The organism is Mycetocola sp. BIGb0189 (genome assembly GCF_024810155.1).
Taxonomy (GTDB): Bacteria; Actinomycetota; Actinomycetes; order Actinomycetales; family Microbacteriaceae; genus Mycetocola; species Mycetocola lacteus.
Genome location: NZ_JANUED010000002.1, coordinates 396373 through 415765, shown reverse-complemented (window position 1 = coordinate 415765; position 19393 = coordinate 396373). Strand labels below are relative to the sequence as shown.

Genomic DNA, 19393 nt, shown 5'->3' with positions numbered 1-19393 from the left:
TCATCGGATCCTATCTGCTGCGACGAACGGGACTGTTGCTGCTGAGCCTTGCGCTCGCGGTGACGGTCCTGTTCGTCGTGCTCCGACTGCTCGGCAACCCCGTCTATGCGCTGATCAACCTCGAGGCCACGCCCGAGGATATTCGCGCAGCCTCGGCAGCCCTGGGTGTTGACCGCCCCATCTTTGTTCAGTTTGCCGACTACATCGGCGGCCTGTTCCGCGGCGACCTCGGCACCTCCTTCAGCTCGCACCTGTCCGTGTCCGACGAGATCCTGCGTCGCCTCAACGTGACCGTGCCGCTGACCCTCATCTCCTTTGCCCTCTCGGTGATCATCGCGATCCCGGTGGGCTTCATCGCCGCCTGGAAGTCGCGCACCTGGTACGGCACCGCGTTTTCAGCGCTCAGCCAGCTCGGCGGCGCGATCCCCGTGTTCTGGGTGGGTATCCTGCTGGTTACGCTGTTTGCACTGAACCTCGGGGTGCTGCCGGCCGGCGGATTCCCGCGCCAGGACTGGGCCGATCCGCTGGATGCGCTCACCTCGCTCACGCTGCCCGTGCTGACCATCGCGATCGTCTCCGGCTCGGAGCTTGCCCGTTATGTACGCAGCGCGACGCTCGACATCCTCGATCGCGACTACCTGCGCACCGCCCGCGCGCTGGGCCAGCCGTTCTCCACGGCGCTGTGGCGTCACGCGCTGCGCAACGGGATCGTCCCGGTGATCTCGATCCTGGCGATCCAGCTGGCTACCACCTTTGTGGGCGCGGTCGTGGTCGAGAACGTCTTCGCCCTGCCCGGACTCGGAGACATGCTGATCGCCGGCATCCGCCAACAAGACTTCCCCAACGTTCAGGGAGTACTCCTGTTTTCCACCGTACTGGTGCTCGTGATTGGATTCCTCGGCGACGTGCTGCAGCGCCTGCTTGATCCGCGCCTGCGCTCATCGCTCTCCGGAAACCGTCGAGTGAAGGCCGCCGCATGAGCGCCGTGATGACCCAGGGTGCCACCGTCCGGGGGCCGCGGCGACGTGCGCTCGGCTCGATCAACCTCGTGGTGGGTGGGATCCTGCTCGGGATCATCGTGCTCGCCGCGATCGTCTCGATATTCTGGACCCCGTTTGACCCGGCCGACACCACCGGTGGACGCCTCGCCGATCCCGACGGAACCCACTGGGCCGGCACCGACAAGCTCGGCCGTGACGTCTTCACCCAGCTGCTGATCGGTGCTCGCCTGGCGATCACCGTGGGGATCGGCTCGGTCCTGATCGCCGCGGTGCTCGGCATCCTGATCGGCCTGCTCGCCGGATTCTCCACCCGCTGGGTGGACGATGCCCTCACCAGCCTGCTGGATATCGCGATCGCCTTCCCCACCCTGCTGCTGGCGATGCTGATCGTCGCCTGGCGCGGTGCCTCGCTGGATTCGGCGATCATCGCGATCGGGCTCGCCGGTTCCGCGGTGATCGCCCGGCTCACCCGTGTGGTCACCCAGCGCATCCTCGCGCAGGACTATGTGACCGCCGCACGGATCGCCGGAACCAGCACGCTCGGTATCGCCCGGGAGCACGTCCTGCCGAACCTCTGGCCCACCCTGGTGGTCCCCGCCGCCCTGCAGTTTGGTGGCGCGGTCCTCGCCGAGGCATCGCTGTCCTACCTCGGCCTCGGTTCCCCGCCCCCGAACGCGTCCTGGGGACGCCTCCTGCAGGAGGCTCAGGCCACCGTGACCGTGGCTCCGCTCAGCGCGATCCTGCCCGGCATCCTGCTTGTGATCACCGTGGTGGGCGCGAACCTACTCGCCGACGGCCTGCGTGAAAAGCTCGACCCAACCCTGCGGAGGGCCCAGTGACCGCACTCTCAGTACAGAACCTCTCAGTGCACACCGAGGACCGGCGTGACCTGGTGTCCGACGTTTCGTTCGATCTGCCCGCCGGGCAGCGCCTCGGCATTATCGGCGAGTCCGGCTCGGGCAAGAGCCTCACCGCCCTCGCCGTCCTCGGCCTGCTGCCCTCGGGCCTGCGCGCATCGGGAAGCATCCGCCTGGGTGACACCGAGCTGGTGGGCGCCTCGGCACGCACCCTCAACGGCGTGCGCGGATCGGGGATCGCCGCGGTCTTCCAGGAGCCGCTGACCGCACTGGATCCGCTGATGCGGATCGGCAAGCAGCTCGCCTGGCCGCTCTCGCACCACCGCGGCCTGCGTGGGGACGCGCTCCAGAAGGCGATCATCGAGGCGCTGGCGGCGGTTGCGCTGCCCAACCCCGAGAAGATCGCCCGGTCCTACATCCACGAGGTCTCCGGTGGACAGCGTCAGCGGGTGGCCATCGCCCTCGCCCTGGCCTGCGATCCCGACATCCTGATCGCCGACGAGCCCACCACGGCCCTGGACATCAGCGTGCAGGCCGAGATCCTCGACCTGCTGGACACCGCCGTGCGTGAGCGTGGGATGTCACTGCTGCTGATCAGCCATGACCTGGCCGTGGTGTCCCAGATGACCGAGCAGCTGCTGGTACTGCGCGGAGGAGAGAGCATCGAACAGGGCTCGACCCGGCACTTGCTCACCGCCCCGGAGGCCGAGTACACCCGGCTGCTGGTGAACACCGCCCGCAGCCTCGAGGCCTACCTGCCCGAGGTATCCGCACAGGCTCCGGGCAGTCCGTCCGGCCACACCACCCCGCTCACAACACCCACGGAGAACCAGGCATGAACGAATACCTGCTCGCCGCGGACAACGTGGACTTCCGCTATCCGGGGCGCGACACCAACACCCTGCACGGCATCACCCTAGCCCTGCGCCGCGGCGAACGTGTGGGTCTGGTGGGCGAATCCGGTGCCGGGAAATCGACCATCCTGCGCCTGCTCCTCGGCCTGGACGCCCCCACCAGCGGGGCCGTCCGCTTCCAAGGAGAGCCGCTCAACCTGCGTGATCGCGCCGGCCTGCGCGGCTTCCGCAGCGCGGTACAGAACGTGTTCCAGGATCCCTACGGTGCCCTGGATCCGCGGGCCACCGTGGGACGCACCATCACCGAGCCATTGCGCTCCCTGGGGATCGAGCGCGACCGCCACGCCCTGAAGTCCCGCGTCGCCGAGCTCCTGGCCGCCGTGGATCTGCCCGCGGATGCCGCCGACCGCTACCCGCACGCCTTCTCCGGCGGGCAGCGTCAGCGCATCGCGATCGCCCGCGCCCTGGCTCCCAACCCGCAGCTGATCCTCGCCGATGAACCGGTATCCGCCCTCGATATGTCGGTCCGCACCCAGATCATCGAACTGCTGCGTGGTCTCGGCCGGACCAACCCTGCGGTCCCGGATGAACACCAGACCGGACTGCTTCTCGTCTCCCACGACCTCAGCATCGTCGCCGCCCTGTGTGATCGTGTGGCCGTGCTCCAGGACGGTCGCATCGTCGAGGAAGGCCACACCTCCGAGGTTTTGGCCAATCCGCAGCACCCCTACACCCGCACCCTGCTTGCGGCGATCCCCCGCCTGCCCCGCATCGAGGGGTAGTCCGGGTAGACTGAAGCGTCACCGACGAAGGAGGACATCATGAGTTCCACCGATGATGCGGCCCAGGCCAGCGCCGAGGAAACCAAGCGGAAGTTCCGCGAGGCACTCGATCGTAAAAAGCAGCGTGCCCAGGGGGGCGAGGACCACCTCGACTCCACCGGGAGCGTGCGGCAGACCCAGGGTAAGGCACCCACACAGCGTCAGTTCCGTCGCAAGAGCGGCGGATAGGTCCACGCACACACAAAACCGCCACGGTCCTCCGGGACCGTGGCGGTTTTGTCTCCCTGCTAGGAGGCGGTCATCAGGTTGACCGGAACCTCGGGGGCGTCGATGGGCCACTCCCCGAAGGTATTTTTCAGGTCATCCATTGACATGGTCACCGAGATGGTGAGGCCCTGGGCGCTCACCGAATCAAACTGGTGTGCCTGTTGACTGTAGGGTTCGGCCACCGGACGCGCGGCGAAATCGGCGGCCCAGGCCTGGTAAAGCGCCTCATCGTTGAACACAAACAACACCTCGGTCTCGTCGGCAAACTGACGGTCGTGAATCGACATCAGGTTCTCGGTGCCCCAAGAAATCAGCCGGTCGCGCGCGGCCAGCGGCGTCTCGGGTTTCACGGCAATCGCCAGCACCGCCGAGCGCGGGATCCGAATCTGACGCCCGGCCTTCTCGGTTTCGGGCGTGACAATACTCGCGTCCAAGCCGTCAATCTGCTCGATCTGCTGGTTCGCCTCCTCGAAGCTGTGTCCGGGCAACGGTTGGCCCACGCCCTGGATCACAAACACGTAGAACGCGATGGCGGCGACCACAACGATCGGAAACACGGTGCTGGTAATTCGCCACCAGCGGGGCTTACTCGAACCTGACATTATTCCAATCTGACAAATGCCGGTGCTTCACGCCATCACAGCGCGCTTGCGGGATGCCGAGGTGTCGGCTCCTCTCCCGGATATGCGCGGCACCTACCCCGCGCGGCCGCGCAGCGGGACCTCCCGGATCGCGAATGCCGCGAGCAGGCTGATGGCCGAGAGCGCGGCAACGATCAGGAAGATGATCTGAGTACTTTCGGCCACCCCGACCGCGAGGGCATGCCCGGTCAGCCCCGCCGTGTGCGCGGCGGCAATCGATCCGAATACGGCCACGGCGATGGACCCGCCGAGTGTGCGCAGCAGCGTGACGATTCCCGAGGCCGCGCCAATATCACGCTGTTCCACGCTGTTCTGGGCGATCGTCGTGGTCATCTGCTGAGTGAGACCCGATCCGATCCCGATGAACACCATGAACGCACCCGTGACCAGCCAGGTGGTATCCGCGGTCATCGTGGATAGCAGCGCCCCACCGATGATCATCGACGCCGACCCGATAATCGGGAAGATTCGGTACCGCCCGGTCCTGGTCATCACGCGTCCGGCAATGATCGAGACGATCACCACGGGCACCATCATCGGCAGCAACTGAAGCCCCGACTCACTCGCCGACGCCCCCTGCACCCCCTGCTGGAACAGCGGCAGATACAGCACGGATGCAAACATCACCGCTCCGGACATGAACCCGAGAATGCTTGCCATCGTAAAGCTCCGATTGCGAAATACCAGCAGCGGTACCAGCGGCTCGGACGTGTGCAGCTCCCAGCGAACAAACGCCACAAACGCGACCACGATGAAGGCGATCATTGTTGCCGTCTGCCAGGATGCCCAGGCGAATTCGGTGCCACCCCAGGTGGTGAGCAGCACGATGGCCGAGACGGCTGCTCCAAGCAGCACCGCACCCAGCCAGTCGATGCGCACGCGACGCTGGGGAGCCTTCGCCAGACGCAGGAAAATGGCCGTCCAGAGGATTGCAATGATGCCCAGCGGTAGGTTGATCATAAACGCCCAACGCCAGCCGAATGCCTCGGTGATGAACCCGCCGGCAAGCGGACCACCGATGGTTCCGGTGGCCACCACGATGGCGGTCAGTCCCTGATATTTTCCACGCTCGCGCGGTGGTACCAGGTCGCCGATCACCGCAAACGCGCTCACTGCCAGGCCACCGGCACCGATACCCTGGAGCGCGCGGGCGGCGATCAGGAGCTCCATTGTGGGAGCCAGGGCGGCAAGCACACTCGCGGCGATGAAGAGCATGACCGCGAGCTGATACATGCGCTTGCGACCGAATAGGTCACCCAGCTTGCCCCAGATCGGGGTACTGACCGCGGTGGTGAGCGCATAGGCGGTGACCACCCAGGCCAGCAGGTCCGAGCGCCCCAGCTCACCCACAATCGTGGGCATCGCCGTCCCCACGATGAAACCGTCCAGCATGGACAGCAGGAGACCAAACATGACGCCGAGGATGGCGAGGCCGATATGTCGGGTGTCGTTCTTGGGGAGGGTGCCGAGTGTACTCATGGTGATGCGCTGCCTTTCGGGGCGTATTCGGGGCGCGCCACGATGGCGCGCAGACTCAACGAACACGTTCGTTTAAGCACCATATAGATTAACGAACGCGTTCGCAACGAATATGTTCGTTTCTGAGAATCCACCGAATCCGCTTGCCGGAGCGAACGCGTTCGTTCTAGGGTGTGAGCATGACATCATCAGTTGGCAGTCGCCGCGAACGTCCCGCAAAGCCCCCACTGTCGCGGGAGTGGATCATCGCCGAAACGATCAAGATCGCCCAGACCGAGGGCCTCGCCAAGGCCACCATGCGTCGCGTGGCAAACGCCCTCGACACCGGGCCAGCATCCCTGTACGTCTACATCGCAAACACCGCGGAGCTGCACGCGGCCGTCACCGACGAGCTGACCGGCACCCTGCCCGCGGATCCCGAGGGCACCTGGGCAGAGCGGCTGGAAGCGCTGCTCGGTGCCTACAGCCACCTCCTGTTCAGCTATCCCGGACTGGCCCGCTCGGCTCTCCAGCTGCGCCCCATGGGCCCCAATACGGTGAGGCTGTTTGACCGGGTACTCGGCCTGCTGCTGGAGGGTGGCGTCGCCGCCGACCGAGCCGCCTGGGGTGCCGACATCCTGGTGCAGCACGCCACCGCGAGTGCCGCCGAGCACAGCGCACCCACCCCCGAGGACACCTACGCCGGAGCATTTGCCCCCGACGTGGTGGCCTCCATCAACAAGACCATCCGTGAGGCCGACGCCCGCGAGGTCCCGCACATCGCCGAACACGCCGAACTGCTCCTCTCGGGCACCCCCGAGCAGCGAGCATCCTGGGCCATTCGCGCACTGATCGCCGGAATCACGGCGACCCCACTCCCCCTCTAATCCAAAGGAACACCCTCATGACCACACACTTCCCCATCGTTATTCTTGGCGGCGGCCTGGGCGGACTCACCGCCGCCCGCGTCCTGCACCTCGGCGGCATCGAGGCGGCCGTCTTCGACCTCGAACCGGACCGTCACGCCCGCGTTCAGGGCGGCATGCTGGATATCCACACCTATAACGGCCAGCTGGCCATCCGCGCCGCGGGCCTCTGGGAGCCCTTCACCAACCTGATTCACCCGGGTGGGGAGTCGATGCGCATCCTCGATCACACCGCGAACGTACTGGTGGAGCAGGAGGATGATGGCGAGCTCAACCGTCCCGAGGTCGAGCGTGGCCAGCTGCGTGATCTGCTGATCGATTCCCTCCCCGCGGACACCATCCGCTGGGGCCGCAAGGCTAGCTCGGTGAGCGAGGTCCCCGGACATCCCGGACGCCATGCGATCGAGTTCACCGACGGTGAGGTCATCACCACCGACCTTCTGATCGGTGCCGATGGGGCCTGGTCCAAGGTGCGCCCGCTGCTCACCGACCTGACCCCGTCCTACACCGGCATCTCGTTCATCGAGGCCGATCTGCACGACGCCGATACCCGTCACCCGCGCGAGGCTGCGGCAATGGGCGGCGGCATGATGATGTCTTTCCGCGGTAACACCGGAATCCTCGGACACCGCGAAACCGACGGCTCACTGCACACCTACGTGGGATTCCAGGTCCCCGAGTCCTGGATCGACACGGTGGACTGGGACGATGCCGCAGCATCCACCGCCGCGGTTCTGGATCGCTTAGAGGGTTGGGATGAGTCGCTGCGCGGCCTGATTGCCCACGCCGACACCGCGCTCACCCCGCGCCGGGTCAACGCCCTGCCGGTGGGCATCAGCTGGGACCGCGTCCCCGGGGTGACCCTGCTGGGCGATGCGGCGCACGTGATGAGCCCGTTCGCCGGCGAGGGTGCCAACATCGCCATGTACGACGCCTCCGAGCTCGCACAGGCGATCATCAAGCATCCCGAAGATATCGAAGCGGCCCTCTCCTCCTATGAGGCGGCCCTGTTCCCGCGTGCCGCCGAGGCTGCCGGGGACTCCGCCGAGAGCCTGGAGATGATGTTCAGCGAGGATTCCCCGCGCCCCCTGGTCGAGATGTTCACGCGGTTCGCCGGAGACACCGAGCCCGGCACAAACTGGACCGGCACAGGCGAAATAGGCACAGGCTCACCGGACTCGGGCCGAGGCTAAACCCGCGGCACCACGTCGATCGCGCCGGTTTCGGTGCGCTCGGGCTCGTTCGGGGTGAAGGTCCAGACGATCGCCCCCAGGACCAGAAGTGCCCCGGTCACCGCAAACGCCGGGCCGAAGCCCACGAGGTCGGCGAGGGCACCGATCACCAGCGGACCGATCACCGCGCCGAGGTCGGACACCATCTGGAAGGTGGCCAGAACCGGCCCACCGCGGTGATGACGCCCCACCACATCGGCCACCACGGCCTGCTGCGAGGGCGCGCACAGTCCGGTTCCCACCCCGGCGATCGCACAGAGAATCAGCGAGATCACCAGGTTGTCGGCAAACCCAAACAGTGCGGTGGCAACCCCGGCCAGGGCCATGCCGCCGATGATAAAGGGGCGACGACCGTAGCGATCGGACCAGCGTCCGGCCGGCAGGATGATCGCCGCGTTACCCAGCGCGAAGGTGGTCAGCGCCAGAGCCGCCGCGGAGGCCGTGCCGGGGAAAAAGGCGGCCATGACCACAGGAACCAGGGCCACACGCACCCCGAAGGCGGTCCAGCCGTTGGCGAAGTTGGCGGCTACGGCGGCACGGTAGGGCTTGCGGGCCCAGGCGGCGGCGAGGGTCAGGACGGGACGTACGTCCACGCCGGTCCCGGCCACGCCGCCGGGCTCGGTCCCCACGGGAACCTGGACCCGACCGAGGGCCAGCGCCACCACGGCGCAGGCGGCAAACAGCGCGATCGCGTAGATCACAAACGGTGCGTGGAGCCCGAAGGGCGCGGCCAGGGCACCGAGGATCGGTCCGGCCACACCACCAATCAGGAAGCTGCCCGAATACAGGCTGGAGATGCGGGCACGCATGCTGGCCGGGCTGATCCGAATCAGCAGGCCCATCGCCGACACCGTAAACATCGTGGATCCGATACCGGCCACCGCGCGCAGCGCCACCAGCTGCCAGTACTCCCCCGCAAACGCGCAGGCGCCGGTGCTGATGGCCACGATCAGCAGGCCCGAAATGTAGATGTGCTTCTCACCGAAGCGCTGAACGAGCCAACCCGAGGCGGGGGCGAAGATCAGCCGCATGGCGGCAAACACACTCACCACCGCGGATATCTCGGTATTGCCCACGCCGAAGCGCTGGGCGTAGAGCGGCAGCACGGGTGCGACGATCCCGTACCCCAGGGCAATCACAAACGAGGCGGCTACCAGCACCCATACTTCGCGCGGAACGGCGGAACGATGCGGCACGGCACCCCTTCTTCGGAAATCAAACAATCTCCTCAGAATACCGCTCGTTAGGGAGGTGCCGTGCCGGGGTGTCGTGACTAGTGCTGGTCCGAGTCGCCCGCGGAGACCTCCGCCTTGGGCTTATTGCGCGACTTCACCAGGCTGGCCACGGTGGCGATGGCCATCGAGGCGAGGATGACCGCGAGCGAGGTCCAGGTGGAAATCTCCGGGGCCCACTCGAAGCTCTGTCCGCCGTTGATGAAGGGCAGCTCGTTCTCGTGCATCGCATGCAGCACCAGCTTCACGCCGATGAAGGCCAGGATGAAGGCGATCCCGTACTTGAGGTACTCGAGGCGCTCAAGCAGACCACCCAGCAGGAAGTAGAGCTGACGCAGACCCATCAGCGCAAACACGTTGGCGGTAAACACGATGAAGGGGCTCTGGGTGATGCCGAAGATCGCGGGGATCGAGTCCAGCGCGAAGAGCAGGTCGGTGGTGCCGATCGAGATGAATACGATGATCATCGGGGTCCAGTAGCGACGGCCGTTGATCGTGGTGCGCAGCTTGTTCTCGTCGTAGTCGTCGGCGACCTTCATCCGCTTCTTCAGCCACAGTGTGAAGCGGTTATCTTCCTGCTCGCCGTCGTGGCCAAACGCCTGCTGCCAGGCGGTGTAGAGCAGCCAGGCGCCAAACAGGTAGAAGATGAAGGAGAAGTTTTCGATCAGCGCGGCACCGGCGAGGATGAAGATTCCGCGGAGCACCAGGGCGATGATGATCCCCACCATGAGCACCTCTTGCTGGAACTTTCGTGGCACCGAGAAGCGGGCCATGATGATCACAAACACAAAGAGGTTATCGATCGAGAGTGAGTACTCGGTGAGCCAACCGGCGACAAACTGGCCGGCAAACTCGTGCCCGGCGAGGAAGTACATCAGGACCGCAAAGATCAGGGCCAGGGCCACATAGAAACTCACCCACAGGGCGGATTCCTTCATCGAGGGAATGTGCGGGCGCTTGGTGACGATGAGCAGATCGGCCACGAGGACCAGGACGAGAACCACACACGTGATGATCTCGAAGAGAAGCGGTAACTGGGGGTGCATTTTATCCTTCACGATGATGCCCGGGTAGGGCAAAGCCGTGAAAGTCTCTCCCGCAGTTAGATAACTGCCGCCGCGCCCGGACCCACCGTCGTGGTGGATCGTGATGACGATCGCGGCGAGATGGGATACTCCCCTTCGCGTGGATCAGCATATCGTATCCACCGCGGGATGCACAGCGGGGAATGGGTGAGGCTCCGATGACCGCTCTCCCCCGTCGGCATATCGGAGCCTCACGAACCGGGAGCTTCCCCCGAAACCCCCGTGTTCAACGGGCCGTGGAAGCCCATCTCGCCGAACGTATCGCGTGAGTGTGTGCTTTCCCTCCATGCCCGGAAGCGAATATTCGCCACACCGGAGTGGTGGCGTCTAGACGTCGAGGGTGGGCGGTGCCTGACGCGGCCGCGAGGACTGGACGGCTCCGGCACTCGCGCACACGATCAGCACGATCGCCAACGCCTCAAACAGCCCCAGTGTTTGCCCCAGGACAAACAGTCCGGCCAGGGCAGCCACGACCGGCCCCAGTGACATGAGGACCGAGAACACGGCCGTGGGCAACCGACGCAGCGCGTTGAGCTCGGCCGCGTAGGGAATGGTGGAGGACATGATCGCGATGAGGAGGCCCAGCGCCAGGATCTGCGGGGCAAGAACCGCGCCCTCGGATGCGATCAGGCCGAAGGGCAGGATCATGACCGCGCCGATGGTCATGGCGATCGCCAGGCCATCCAACCCCTGGAAACTCGCCCCGGTGCGGGCCGAGGTCACGATGTAGAGTGCCCACATCACGCCGGCCGAAAGCGCCAGCAGCACACCGATGGGGTCCATCGTGCCCCATCCCCCGTGGCCGAGCAGTGCGACGCCGGCCAGGGCGAGCGCGGCCCACAGCCAGCGCATCCGACCGCGACCGGTAATCACCGAGAGGGTCAGCGGACCAAGCACCTCGATGGCGACAGCTGGGCCGAGGGGTATCCGCTCGATCGCCAGGTAGAACAGCGCGTTCATCAGCATCAGCGAGAACGCGAAGCCCAGGACCGTGAGCCACTGCGCCCGGGAGCGACCACGCAGGCTGGGTCGTGCGATCAGGAGCAGCAGGATAGCCGAGAACCCCATCCGCAGGGCCACCATTCCCAGTGCACCGGTTTGGGGGAACACCAGGATCGCAAAGGCCGCACCCACGTCCTGACAGGCCATACCGGCGAGGACCAGGGCCACTCCGGTCAAACGGCCCTTGGACGATGCGGCAGCGCTCATTCAGATTCCTCACTCGATGATCGGGCCGAGCCATCGGGTGTGCATCGGCGCAAAGCAAAACTCCCCCGGATAAACCGAGGGAGTTTCAGTGTGGTGATCCCAACGGGATTTGAACCCGTGCCGCCGCCGTGAGAGGGCGGTGTCCTAGGCCGCTAAACGATGGGACCGAACTACCTGATAAGTATGACACACAACCACCGCCGGGCAAAAATCCGGCGTGTCGCCGGCGCTTACGCGCAGACAAACACAAAGCGGGTTTTCATCCTGAGATGAAAACCCGCTTTAGTGGTGATCCCAACGGGATTTGAACCCGTGCCGCCGCCGTGAGAGGGCGGTGTCCTAGGCCGCTAAACGATGGGACCAAACACAGTCATGTACACATCACTGCTATGTAACTTCGTTTTACCTGCTCACACTCCGATTGCTCGAGGTGATTGCGATGGTGATCCCAACGGGATTTGAACCCGTGCCGCCGCCGTGAGAGGGCGGTGTCCTAGGCCGCTAAACGATGGGACCGAAGCAACGTGTAAAAGTATGCCACGGGATTCGAGGTGGACACAAATCGAGCCGCAACACGCCCCGTCAGCGGGCGTGTTTGGGGGCCTTTCACCGCGAATTCACGGGGACGTATTTGGCCCAAAACCAGCCAAAACAGTTTTCGGCGACACACCCGTGGGCGTGTCGCCGAAGCTGACGTAGAGGTTGGGGCTAGTTGCCGTCGCCAAAGGACTCGGCTCGGTTCCGAGGCTGTCTGCGGGCTAGTTGCCGTCAAAGGCGCGATTGACTTCGCTGAGCATCGGCGGGTTTGCCCCGGGCCACTCGCAGGCGAGGGAGGCGGCGGCGTTGGCGAAGCGCAGGTGTTCGATCCATTCGGTGGGTCCCTGACGCAGCAGCGCGGCCGGGTCCTTGCCGACACCACTGAGCAAACGGTAGAGCAGGGCGGCGACAAAGGTGTCGCCGGCGGCGACGGTGTCCACGACGGTGGTGGGGCGCGCGGGCACGTCGACCGGCCGGACGCCGGGACGGTAGAGACTCACCCCGTCGCCTCCCCGGGTCAACACCACGGCGCGGGAGCGGGACCAGATTTCGGCAACCTCGCCGGGCAGACGGTCGGGGTAGAGCCAGCGCAGATCGCCGACGCTGGTCTTGACGATGTGGGCGGAGGCGACCAGGCGGGAGACCCGCTCGTGTTCGCGTTCCCGCGAGACCCCGAGGCTCGGCTGAAGGTTGAGGTCAAAGGAGATCAGGGTTTTGCCGGCGGCGAAGATTTTCTCGACGTGTTCGGCGATGACCGAGGCACCCGGTTCCATGATCGCGGCGAGCGATCCGAGGTGCAGTGCACGGGCACCCTTGCCGAGTGCGGCCAGTTCGGCATCTGTCCACTGCCAGTCGGCGGTGCCGTTGATATAGAAGGAGTACTCGGCCGCACCACCCTGTCCCCGATTGGCGACGGCCACGGAGGTCGGTTCGGAGGCCTGGACGCAGTCGTCGAGGGCGACGCCGTTGCGGCGCAGATTCTCCCCAACGAGGGCACCGAAGCGGTCGTTTCCGAGGCGTCCGAAGAAGCGGGTGTTGATGCCCAGTCGGGTCAGTGCGATGGCGACGTTTGCCGGGGCACCTCCGGGCGTGGGGCGGTAACGCCCATCCGCCTCTTGAATGAGATCAATCAGGGCCTCGCCCACTACCGCTACAACCACGAACGCTCCACTTCATCTCGCGAGGCTACCGGGTGGTATCCGCGATCCCTCTGAGTATATCCACCCCGGTATTCCGCGAACTGACAGCTGTCTGCGATCGCCGCACACACGTCCGTTCTGTTCCCCGTAATGACACCGGCTCGGACTAGCCTGGGTGCATGACACTCACACTTGGATTCATCGGACTCGTCACCTCGGACATGCCCGCGGCTCTGGCCTTCTACCGTGCTCTCGGGGTCGATATCCCCGCCGGCGCGGAAACCGCGCCCCACGTGGATGCGGTCCTCCCGGACGGAACAACGTTGGCCTGGGACACCGTCGAGGTGATTCGCTCGTTTGACCCGAACTATGCGGTGCCCACCGGCGGACACCGCATCGCCCTGGCCTTCGCCCACGGTTCCCCCGCCGAGGTGGATGCCACCTTCACTCGACTCGAGGAGGCCGGATACCCCGGGCATGTGGCGCCGTGGGACGCCCCCTGGGGCCAGCGTTACGCCACCGTCCTCGACCCGGACGGCAACTCGATCGACCTCTTCGCGCCGCTTTCCTCGGCGCACTCCGCGAGCTAACCGAGGTCGGCTACGCCCCTTCGACGCCGCAACAGGGCTCCGGCTCCGGCGATCAGCAGGAGCACGGCCGCGCCACCCAGACCCCAGAACGGACCGCCCGAAAGACCGGTCTGACCCAGGGTTCCTCCCCCGGCTACCGCGGGATCCGTCGGGCTCACTCCCGGGGTCGGGGCGACGGCCGTCGCCTCACCGGTTGGTGTGGGTCCGGTGGGTGTGGGCGATGCGGTCTCCACAATCCGCGCGGTTCCGACCGGACGCAGGATGCTCGCCCCACTCACGGTCCCGGCAGCGAGCTCAAAGGTGCTGCCGTGATTGCCCGGGCGTACCAGTGTGGGAACCTCCACCGCCTGCTCGTCCGTTTCCCCGGCGGGCCAGGTCAGGGTGTGCCGCAGGGTGCTGAAGTCGACATCCGCCTGGGCGCTTCCGGCCCGGGTCTCAACCTCGGCGGCGACGGGGAGCTCACCGGGTGTGGAGATGCTCACCACAAACTTCGCATCGGAGCCCGCGGGCACGTCTCCGGCGTCGGCCACGCTGAGCGTCGCATACTGCATTTCCACCGCGCCCACATCGCTGGACGGACCGGACACCCGGGCCCTCCCACGCTGATCCGTCGACAGCACCGAGGTGGGGGTTCCCTCATTCAGCAGGGGTGAGTCCGGGTTCAGGAGCCGCTCCTGCATCCCGTTGGGACCGGGGGTCGGGGGCAACAGACCCAGGTCCGCGGAGGGGATCACGCGCGTTCCCGATGAGAGCTCGGGATCCGCCACGGTGAGCACGCTGGCCACAGCCGTCCGCTCCAGCGGGGCGTTGAAGGTGGGCAGAACACCGCTATCCACCACGGTGCTATCCAGGCTCACCCGCAGACGCTCCGCGGGTGAACTGTGCAGCGTGCCCTGGATGGTCGAGTGATCGATATCGAGCATGGTGAGATAGGCGGGATCCTCATCCGGTGCCATATTGAAGAGGACGGGTGCCGAGGTGGGGCCGATAATCGTGGTGTTTTCGATCCGGATACGATCGTTTGAATCCAGGGTCTGGGCACTGATCAGGGCCACGTTGCCAGTGCGCACCACGGAGGTGTTCGCGATGCGTACGGTGGGGGTGGTGCTTCCGGCGGGATACTGGGCGGTGGAGCCAATCGCGATAATCGAACCGAGCTCCTGATCCATGAGTGTGCCCTCGATCTGGGTGTCCCGGATGTCCACGGCCGGGGTGTTTCCCAGAGTGGTCGCGTCGATTCCGGCCACCGTAATCACCCGGTCGCCCTGGAAACCGTTGCCGATGTTTCGGAACACGTTCCCGCTCAGGACCACGCCCGCGTTTCCTCCGGGGCTGACACCACCCATATAGATGGCGCGTCCCTGCAATCCGGTGAAGACGGAATCGCGCACGGTGAATCCCGAAGTTCCCGATACGTGTGCCATGTTGATGCCGTCCCACCCCCCATAAAACCGGACGCGCTCCACGGTTGTGGGGGCTGAAACATCACCCAGTTCGATACCGGTGCCGGCCTGCCGGATATCCACATCGGAGACGTGCACCTCACCGGCGCCGTATTCTCCCTTGATGCCGGTCATTCGCAGCGAGGTGCCGTCGAGGTTGACCTGTGAGATGCTCAGGGATCCGCCCGGGACCACGTGAAACAGGGGGTCGTTCGGGTCAAAGCCGGTGTCGCTGAGAATGGTGGGACGCGTCGAGGCTCCCATCACGGTCACGTTGCCGGTCACCTCGATTTTGGCGCCGCTCAGCGGAACCGTCATGCCCGCGGGAATCGTGATGGTGTGCGCGCCGGGTTCGGCATTTGCCTGCTCGATCAGGTTCCGCAGCGATCCGGGCTCGCCGTCCACGGCGCTGGTGACCGTCGTTTCGGCGGCGAAGGCGTTCTGTGGCATCAGCACCGCGGCACTGAGAACCAGTGCTCCAACCCCGAGCGAAGCGATTTTGGTCTTCATGCGTTCCCCCTGAACGTCAGCGTGTGGCGCAAGAATAACAATCATTTTGTATTTTGACCAGGGATGCAGCTGGATCGCCGAGTTCACGGAGTCCGGTGCGGTTCGATCGCCGAGTTCACGGTGCCCGGTGCCGCGGAACCCCGATGCCGCACAACGACCCCTGTTTCGACACGTCATTGACGTGTCAAAACAGGGGTCGGGGACGGCGTGCCCGGAACGCGCTCAGATCAGCCCCTGCGGCCTGGTGATCGCGGCGGTATCCAACAGCGCAGAACGATCCTTATGTTCTCTCGACTTTTAGGGGGCAACAATCGTCAGATCCACGTCCCAGCCGAGTCGATAGGCGCGATCATGCAGCGCCTGAGCATTGGCCGCGGTTACGGCGTGAGCCGCATCATCCGGGTAGTACGCACGAATCCCGGCGGGCGGCACAAAACGGCCACCCAGTGGATCGGTACCCATCTCGCGCGCGCTCCACCAACGGTCCAGCGCGCGTTCCACGGCAACCTCGGCGGGTACCTCGACGTCGTAGATGATCAGCTGCTCGTATCCGAACTCATCCAGCTCGGCCAGCAACGCACCCACATAGTCGATGCTGGAGAGGGTGCCATGAATGACGATATTCTCGCCATCGATCAGGCAGGCCTCCCGCATCGCATCGGCAATCGCCGTGGACTCGGCGTGCACAAACCCCGCCAACTCACGTGGCATAATCGGGCGGCCATCGTCCAGGCTCGTGCTCAACCAGTGATCCAACAGGCCGCGATCCCGCGCATCGAGCAGCAGGGCGTCCTTGAAGTCGTCGGCGTCGATATCGCGAAAACCGGCCAGGCGCGGGTCGCTGGCCAGCGCGGTGGATTTCCCCGCCCCGGGCGGACCGGCGGTCACCACGGCGGCAAGTACTCCCCCAAACGAGCCGGGATTACGGTCGCGGGCGGTCGCGATGAGGTCTTCCTGAAAGCGCAGTCGGGAGGTGTCATAGAGGAAGCCGTCGCCAAAGATCCAGCGGGTCGAGGCGTCCTCGCGATCACCCCAGGGATTGTCGAGTCCGTCGCGCTGTAGCACCTGCTCCAACTGTGCGGCGACCCGCTCTCGGGCGGCGCTCACCGGGCCCTGCGCCGCGCGGCGGCCTGACGCACGGCCTCATACTCGGCTTCGGTGATCAGCCCATCCCGCAGCACGGCCATCAGCTGACGCGCGGTTCCGGTGGCACTCGCCGCACCATCGTAGGCACCGCGGGTGCCCGGGGTGTGGGCGGTCAGGCTCAGGGCGCTCAGCCGGCGGATCATTTCCTCGGTGGTGATCGTGCCGGATTGACGATCCAGCACGATGTCGCGCAGGTCCACCGATCCTCGATAGAGTTCGCGGCGGGCGAGCCGGCGGGTGATCTCCTCCACCGGAACCTCGAGCCGATCGGCAATCTCCTGCGCGCTACAGCCCTGATCGCTCAGCGCAAAGACCCCGCGAGTGAAGCGCAGGTCGGCGAACCCGCGCCGCTCATTACCCGGGGCCCAGGGTCCACCCTCGCGGCGTCCGCGGCGGCGATCACCGAACTCATGGGACCCGGGGCCGTGAGCACCCGGCTCATGCGTGCCGGGGCCTGGGTCGCCGGGTACGGCGGCGTCGGGTACTGCGGCGTCGGCCTGCTGCATCATCCGGCGCAGGTCGCGGCGCACATCCTCGCCGCTGCCGGGACGACGGCGCTCCCCCTCGCGCCCCCAGGGCGGCGTGCGCCGCACATCCGGGGTTCGCTCCGGCTTACGCCCCGGGGTATTCTCCGAGTCGGTTTCCGGAGTCTGATCCTCGTTGTCCTGCCCGTGATCGGCCATGATGGCACCTCCACCCCCGAATTTACCAGCGAGCAGGCCGACCGCGGCCCTCGCGGCCGAAAATAATCGATCACCGCAAACGGCCACTCCCCCGGGGCCGCCATGCTTGCACCGTCGACGGACACAGAGGATTTCAGTGTGTTAACGCTGACTTAACCGGTCATCACGTTGAATGGGGATACAACCACAGGAGGTCACCCAATGTCCGTTCTTCCCAGCTCCGCCGTCTCCGACGTTTTCGCCTGGTCGCTCGAAATTACGTGCGGCACCACCTCGGTGGTTTCCATCCCATTGCCGATGGACACCGCCGCCGAAACCTCCGGCACCCTGCCCGAGCGGTTCGCCCCGACCAGCCATCTCGACAACGCCGCCGTCCGGTTGCACTCGCCGCTCGCCGGCTCATAAGCCCCCGCTTCCCCGGGTGAACTCGGGATGAATCGGGATGAAGAGGATCCCCGGGTTTTCCCTCCCCCGGGGATCCGCCATTTAACCCTCACCCCGAACCCTCACCCCACCAGCCAACGCATCCGCCATTTAACCCTCACCCCACCAGCCAACGCATCCGCCATTTAACCCTCACCCCACCAGCCAACGCATCCGCCATTTAACCAGCTACCAGCTACTTAGCCGGGGCGATGCCCGGCGCTGTTCCCGCGGCAACCTTGGCCGCATAGTCGGCCACGGTGTCGTGGGCGATGGCCTCGCGCAGGGCGGGGATGGCGGCGGAATTCAGGTTGACGATGGACTGCTTGTGGTCCGGGGACCAGCCGGTCCCGGCGGTGGGCATCGTGAAGTAGTGGATGTTCTCGGCCCGCAGATCGCGCAGGCTGAGCCCCAGCTCAACCATCGTCGGGAAGTCGAAACCCGAATCCACCGAGAGGAACTTCGAGGTCTCGGTCACAAAGTTGGAGATCTTGGTGGGATCGGTCAGCGTATCCTTGCTCAGCAGTGCGGAACCCAGCGCCTGCAAATAGAGCTGCTGGTTGCGCACCCGCTGGAAGTCACCGGTCGGGAACGCGTAGCGCTCACGCACAAAACCGAGGGCGTGCACGCCGTCGAGGTGGTTCATGCCCTGCGGGAAGGTCATGTTCTCGTCCTTGCGGAAAAAGCCGGTTTCCACATTGACGTCCACGCCGCCCAGGGCGTCGGTCATGCCGCGGAACCCCTCGAAGTCGATGATCGCCAGGTTGTCGATGCGTACACCCAGCATCGATTCCACGGTCTCCACCACGAGCGGCGTACCTCCCCAGGCGAGGGCCGCGTTGATCTTGGCGTCGCCGTGGCCGGGAATCGGCACCCACAGGTCACGCATGATCGACATCACGGTCACGTCCTTGCGGTTGGCCGCGATGTTCACCAGCATCAGCACGTCCGAGCGCTGGTTGCTCCCGGTGTCCTCACCGGCGATGGTCGCATCGCCGCGGGAATCCGATCCCAGCAGCAGAATGTTGCGGGACCCGTCGGTGGCCTGCGGCGGCCGCGACTCCTCCTGGGGGAAGGTTTCGGCGCTGGGCAGCACGGTGACGTTGCTGTTATAGGTGTCGGCGAGGCTCGCCACATACGATCCGGCAATCGCGATACCGATCAGTAGGATCGCCAGGATCGAGGAGGTGGACCACACCACAATCTTGCGGGTGCGGGTCCACGGCTTCTTCGCGGCCCGCTGCTCGGCCCGCGTGGGGACCTCGGTCTCGGCGGTGGAGAGTAGCTCGTCAATGGGGGGTTTCGGGGGTATTCATGTTCGGGATGTCCTTTGGGTAATTCGGGGGAAAAGATGGGGTGGTGGGCGACCTGAATCGCGG

The 19393-nt window shown here is 65.6% G+C and carries 19 protein-coding genes and 3 tRNA genes; 9 read left to right on the top strand and 13 right to left on the bottom strand.

All coding sequences use genetic code 11. The annotated features are described in order from the left end of the window. Nucleotides 1-2: 2 nt before the first annotated feature. The 5 genes from M2390_RS04310 to M2390_RS04290 are packed head-to-tail and all read left to right on the top strand — an operon-like array spanning nt 3 to nt 3722. Nucleotides 3-980, top strand: coding sequence for an ABC transporter permease (locus M2390_RS04310; RefSeq protein ID WP_259177378.1), 978 nt, complete (start codon nt 3-5; stop codon nt 978-980). Further along, nucleotides 977-1840, top strand: coding sequence for an ABC transporter permease (locus tag M2390_RS04305; protein ID WP_259177271.1), 864 nt, complete (start codon nt 977-979; stop codon nt 1838-1840). The genes M2390_RS04310 and M2390_RS04305 overlap by 4 nt, the downstream gene beginning before the upstream one ends. Further along, nucleotides 1837-2697: an ABC transporter ATP-binding protein gene (locus M2390_RS04300; RefSeq protein WP_259177270.1), complete on the top strand. Its 861-nt coding sequence runs from the start codon at nt 1837-1839 to the stop codon at nt 2695-2697. The genes M2390_RS04305 and M2390_RS04300 overlap by 4 nt, the downstream gene beginning before the upstream one ends. Continuing rightward, nucleotides 2694-3494 carry an ABC transporter ATP-binding protein gene (locus tag M2390_RS04295; protein WP_259177268.1) on the top strand — a complete coding sequence of 267 codons (801 nt, stop codon included), beginning with the start codon at nt 2694-2696 and terminating at the stop codon, nt 3492-3494. The genes M2390_RS04300 and M2390_RS04295 overlap by 4 nt, the downstream gene beginning before the upstream one ends. Nucleotides 3495-3533: 39 nt before the next feature. Then, on the top strand, nt 3534-3722 hold the full coding sequence (locus M2390_RS04290; protein ID WP_259177267.1) for a DUF5302 domain-containing protein: 189 nt from the start codon (nt 3534-3536) through the stop codon (nt 3720-3722). A 59-nt stretch (nt 3723-3781) separates the two neighbouring features. Here M2390_RS04290 and M2390_RS04285 read toward each other — a convergent pair whose 3' ends face one another. Together M2390_RS04285 and M2390_RS04280 are read right to left on the bottom strand one after the other, a co-directional pair. After that, on the bottom strand, nt 3782-4363 hold the full coding sequence (locus M2390_RS04285; RefSeq protein ID WP_259177265.1) for a hypothetical protein: 582 nt from the start codon (nt 4361-4363) through the stop codon (nt 3782-3784). 93 nt (nt 4364-4456) lie between these two features. Further along, nucleotides 4457-5881 carry an MDR family MFS transporter gene (locus tag M2390_RS04280; protein ID WP_259177263.1) on the bottom strand — a complete coding sequence of 475 codons (1425 nt, stop codon included), beginning with the start codon at nt 5879-5881 and terminating at the stop codon, nt 4457-4459. 179 nt (nt 5882-6060) lie between these two features. Between M2390_RS04280 and M2390_RS04275 the strand changes: the two genes are divergently transcribed. Both M2390_RS04275 and M2390_RS04270 read left to right on the top strand, forming a co-directional pair. After that, nucleotides 6061-6747, top strand: a complete 687-nt coding sequence (locus M2390_RS04275) for a TetR/AcrR family transcriptional regulator (protein WP_259177262.1) — start codon at nt 6061-6063, stop codon at nt 6745-6747. Nucleotides 6748-6764: 17 nt separating this feature from the next. Next, nucleotides 6765-7979 carry an NAD(P)/FAD-dependent oxidoreductase gene (locus tag M2390_RS04270; protein ID WP_259177261.1) on the top strand — a complete coding sequence of 405 codons (1215 nt, stop codon included), beginning with the start codon at nt 6765-6767 and terminating at the stop codon, nt 7977-7979. Here M2390_RS04270 and M2390_RS04265 read toward each other — a convergent pair. The 7 genes from M2390_RS04265 to M2390_RS04235 form a co-directional block, all read right to left on the bottom strand. Next, nucleotides 7976-9214 carry an MFS transporter gene (locus M2390_RS04265; RefSeq protein WP_121689064.1) on the bottom strand — a complete coding sequence of 413 codons (1239 nt, stop codon included), beginning with the start codon at nt 9212-9214 and terminating at the stop codon, nt 7976-7978. The genes M2390_RS04270 and M2390_RS04265 overlap by 4 nt on opposite strands. A gap of 77 nt (nt 9215-9291) precedes the next feature. Next, complete coding sequence (locus tag M2390_RS04260; RefSeq protein WP_121689065.1) at nt 9292-10296, bottom strand: TerC family protein; 1005 nt, start codon at nt 10294-10296, stop codon at nt 9292-9294. 366 nt (nt 10297-10662) lie between these two features. After that, a complete protein-coding gene (locus tag M2390_RS04255; protein ID WP_259177259.1) occupies nt 10663-11544 on the bottom strand; it encodes a DMT family transporter in 882 nt (293 codons plus the stop codon). Nucleotides 11545-11635: 91 nt separating this feature from the next. Further along, nucleotides 11636-11711: transfer RNA gene (locus tag M2390_RS04250), tRNA-Glu, on the bottom strand. Nucleotides 11712-11830: 119 nt separating this feature from the next. Next, nucleotides 11831-11906 (bottom strand) — tRNA-Glu (locus M2390_RS04245). A gap of 78 nt (nt 11907-11984) precedes the next feature. Then, nucleotides 11985-12060, bottom strand: a tRNA-Glu gene (locus M2390_RS04240). 242 nt (nt 12061-12302) lie between these two features. Further along, entirely contained in the window at nt 12303-13241 is a 939-nt protein-coding gene (locus M2390_RS04235) for a carbohydrate kinase (protein ID WP_121689067.1), read from the bottom strand. Nucleotides 13242-13399: 158 nt separating this feature from the next. On the opposite strand from M2390_RS04235, the gene M2390_RS04230 reads away from it, so the two are divergent. Beyond that, complete coding sequence (locus M2390_RS04230) at nt 13400-13810, top strand: VOC family protein (RefSeq protein WP_259177255.1); 411 nt, start codon at nt 13400-13402, stop codon at nt 13808-13810. On the opposite strand, the gene M2390_RS04225 is transcribed toward M2390_RS04230, so the two are convergent. From M2390_RS04225 to M2390_RS04215, 3 genes are all read right to left on the bottom strand, one after another. Next, nucleotides 13807-15762, bottom strand: a complete 1956-nt coding sequence (locus M2390_RS04225) for a right-handed parallel beta-helix repeat-containing protein (RefSeq protein WP_259177254.1) — start codon at nt 15760-15762, stop codon at nt 13807-13809. The genes M2390_RS04230 and M2390_RS04225 overlap by 4 nt on opposite strands. A gap of 297 nt (nt 15763-16059) precedes the next feature. Then, a complete protein-coding gene (locus M2390_RS04220) occupies nt 16060-16869 on the bottom strand; it encodes a zeta toxin family protein (protein ID WP_259177253.1) in 810 nt (269 codons plus the stop codon). Then, complete coding sequence (locus M2390_RS04215) at nt 16866-17591, bottom strand: hypothetical protein (RefSeq protein WP_259177252.1); 726 nt, start codon at nt 17589-17591, stop codon at nt 16866-16868. The genes M2390_RS04220 and M2390_RS04215 overlap by 4 nt, the downstream gene beginning before the upstream one ends. Before the next feature lie 201 nt (nt 17592-17792). Between M2390_RS04215 and M2390_RS04210 the strand changes: the two genes are divergently transcribed. After that, nucleotides 17793-17996: a hypothetical protein gene (locus tag M2390_RS04210; protein ID WP_187977909.1), complete on the top strand. Its 204-nt coding sequence runs from the start codon at nt 17793-17795 to the stop codon at nt 17994-17996. Nucleotides 17997-18210: 214 nt separating this feature from the next. Here the strand turns inward: M2390_RS04210 and M2390_RS04205 are convergent, their stop codons facing one another. Further along, nucleotides 18211-19215 (bottom strand): LCP family protein, encoded by a 1005-nt coding sequence (locus tag M2390_RS04205; protein WP_259177249.1) that lies wholly within the window; start codon nt 19213-19215, stop codon nt 18211-18213. Nucleotides 19216-19393 lie beyond the last annotated feature (178 nt).

Bases quoted from the DNA above. Each gene is read 5' to 3' on its own strand.
- M2390_RS04305 (WP_259177271.1), top strand. From the start codon at position 977: ATGAGCGCCGTGATGACCCAGGGTGCCACCGTCCGGGGGCCGCGGCGA.
- M2390_RS04295 (WP_259177268.1), top strand. From the start codon at position 2,694: ATGAACGAATACCTGCTCGCCGCGGACAACGTGGACTTCCGCTATCCG.
- M2390_RS04290 (WP_259177267.1), top strand. From the start codon at position 3,534: ATGAGTTCCACCGATGATGCGGCCCAGGCCAGCGCCGAGGAAACCAAG.
- M2390_RS04285 (WP_259177265.1), bottom strand. From the start codon at position 4,363: ATGTCAGGTTCGAGTAAGCCCCGCTGGTGGCGAATTACCAGCACCGTG.
- M2390_RS04280 (WP_259177263.1), bottom strand. From the start codon at position 5,881: ATGAGTACACTCGGCACCCTCCCCAAGAACGACACCCGACATATCGGC.
- M2390_RS04275 (WP_259177262.1), top strand. From the start codon at position 6,061: ATGACATCATCAGTTGGCAGTCGCCGCGAACGTCCCGCAAAGCCCCCA.
- M2390_RS04270 (WP_259177261.1), top strand. From the start codon at position 6,765: ATGACCACACACTTCCCCATCGTTATTCTTGGCGGCGGCCTGGGCGGA.
- M2390_RS04260 (WP_121689065.1), bottom strand. From the start codon at position 10,296: ATGCACCCCCAGTTACCGCTTCTCTTCGAGATCATCACGTGTGTGGTT.
- M2390_RS04255 (WP_259177259.1), bottom strand. From the start codon at position 11,544: ATGAGCGCTGCCGCATCGTCCAAGGGCCGTTTGACCGGAGTGGCCCTG.
- M2390_RS04230 (WP_259177255.1), top strand. From the start codon at position 13,400: ATGACACTCACACTTGGATTCATCGGACTCGTCACCTCGGACATGCCC.
- M2390_RS04225 (WP_259177254.1), bottom strand. From the start codon at position 15,762: ATGAAGACCAAAATCGCTTCGCTCGGGGTTGGAGCACTGGTTCTCAGT.
- M2390_RS04215 (WP_259177252.1), bottom strand. From the start codon at position 17,591: ATGGCCGATCACGGGCAGGACAACGAGGATCAGACTCCGGAAACCGAC.
- M2390_RS04210 (WP_187977909.1), top strand. From the start codon at position 17,793: ATGTCCGTTCTTCCCAGCTCCGCCGTCTCCGACGTTTTCGCCTGGTCG.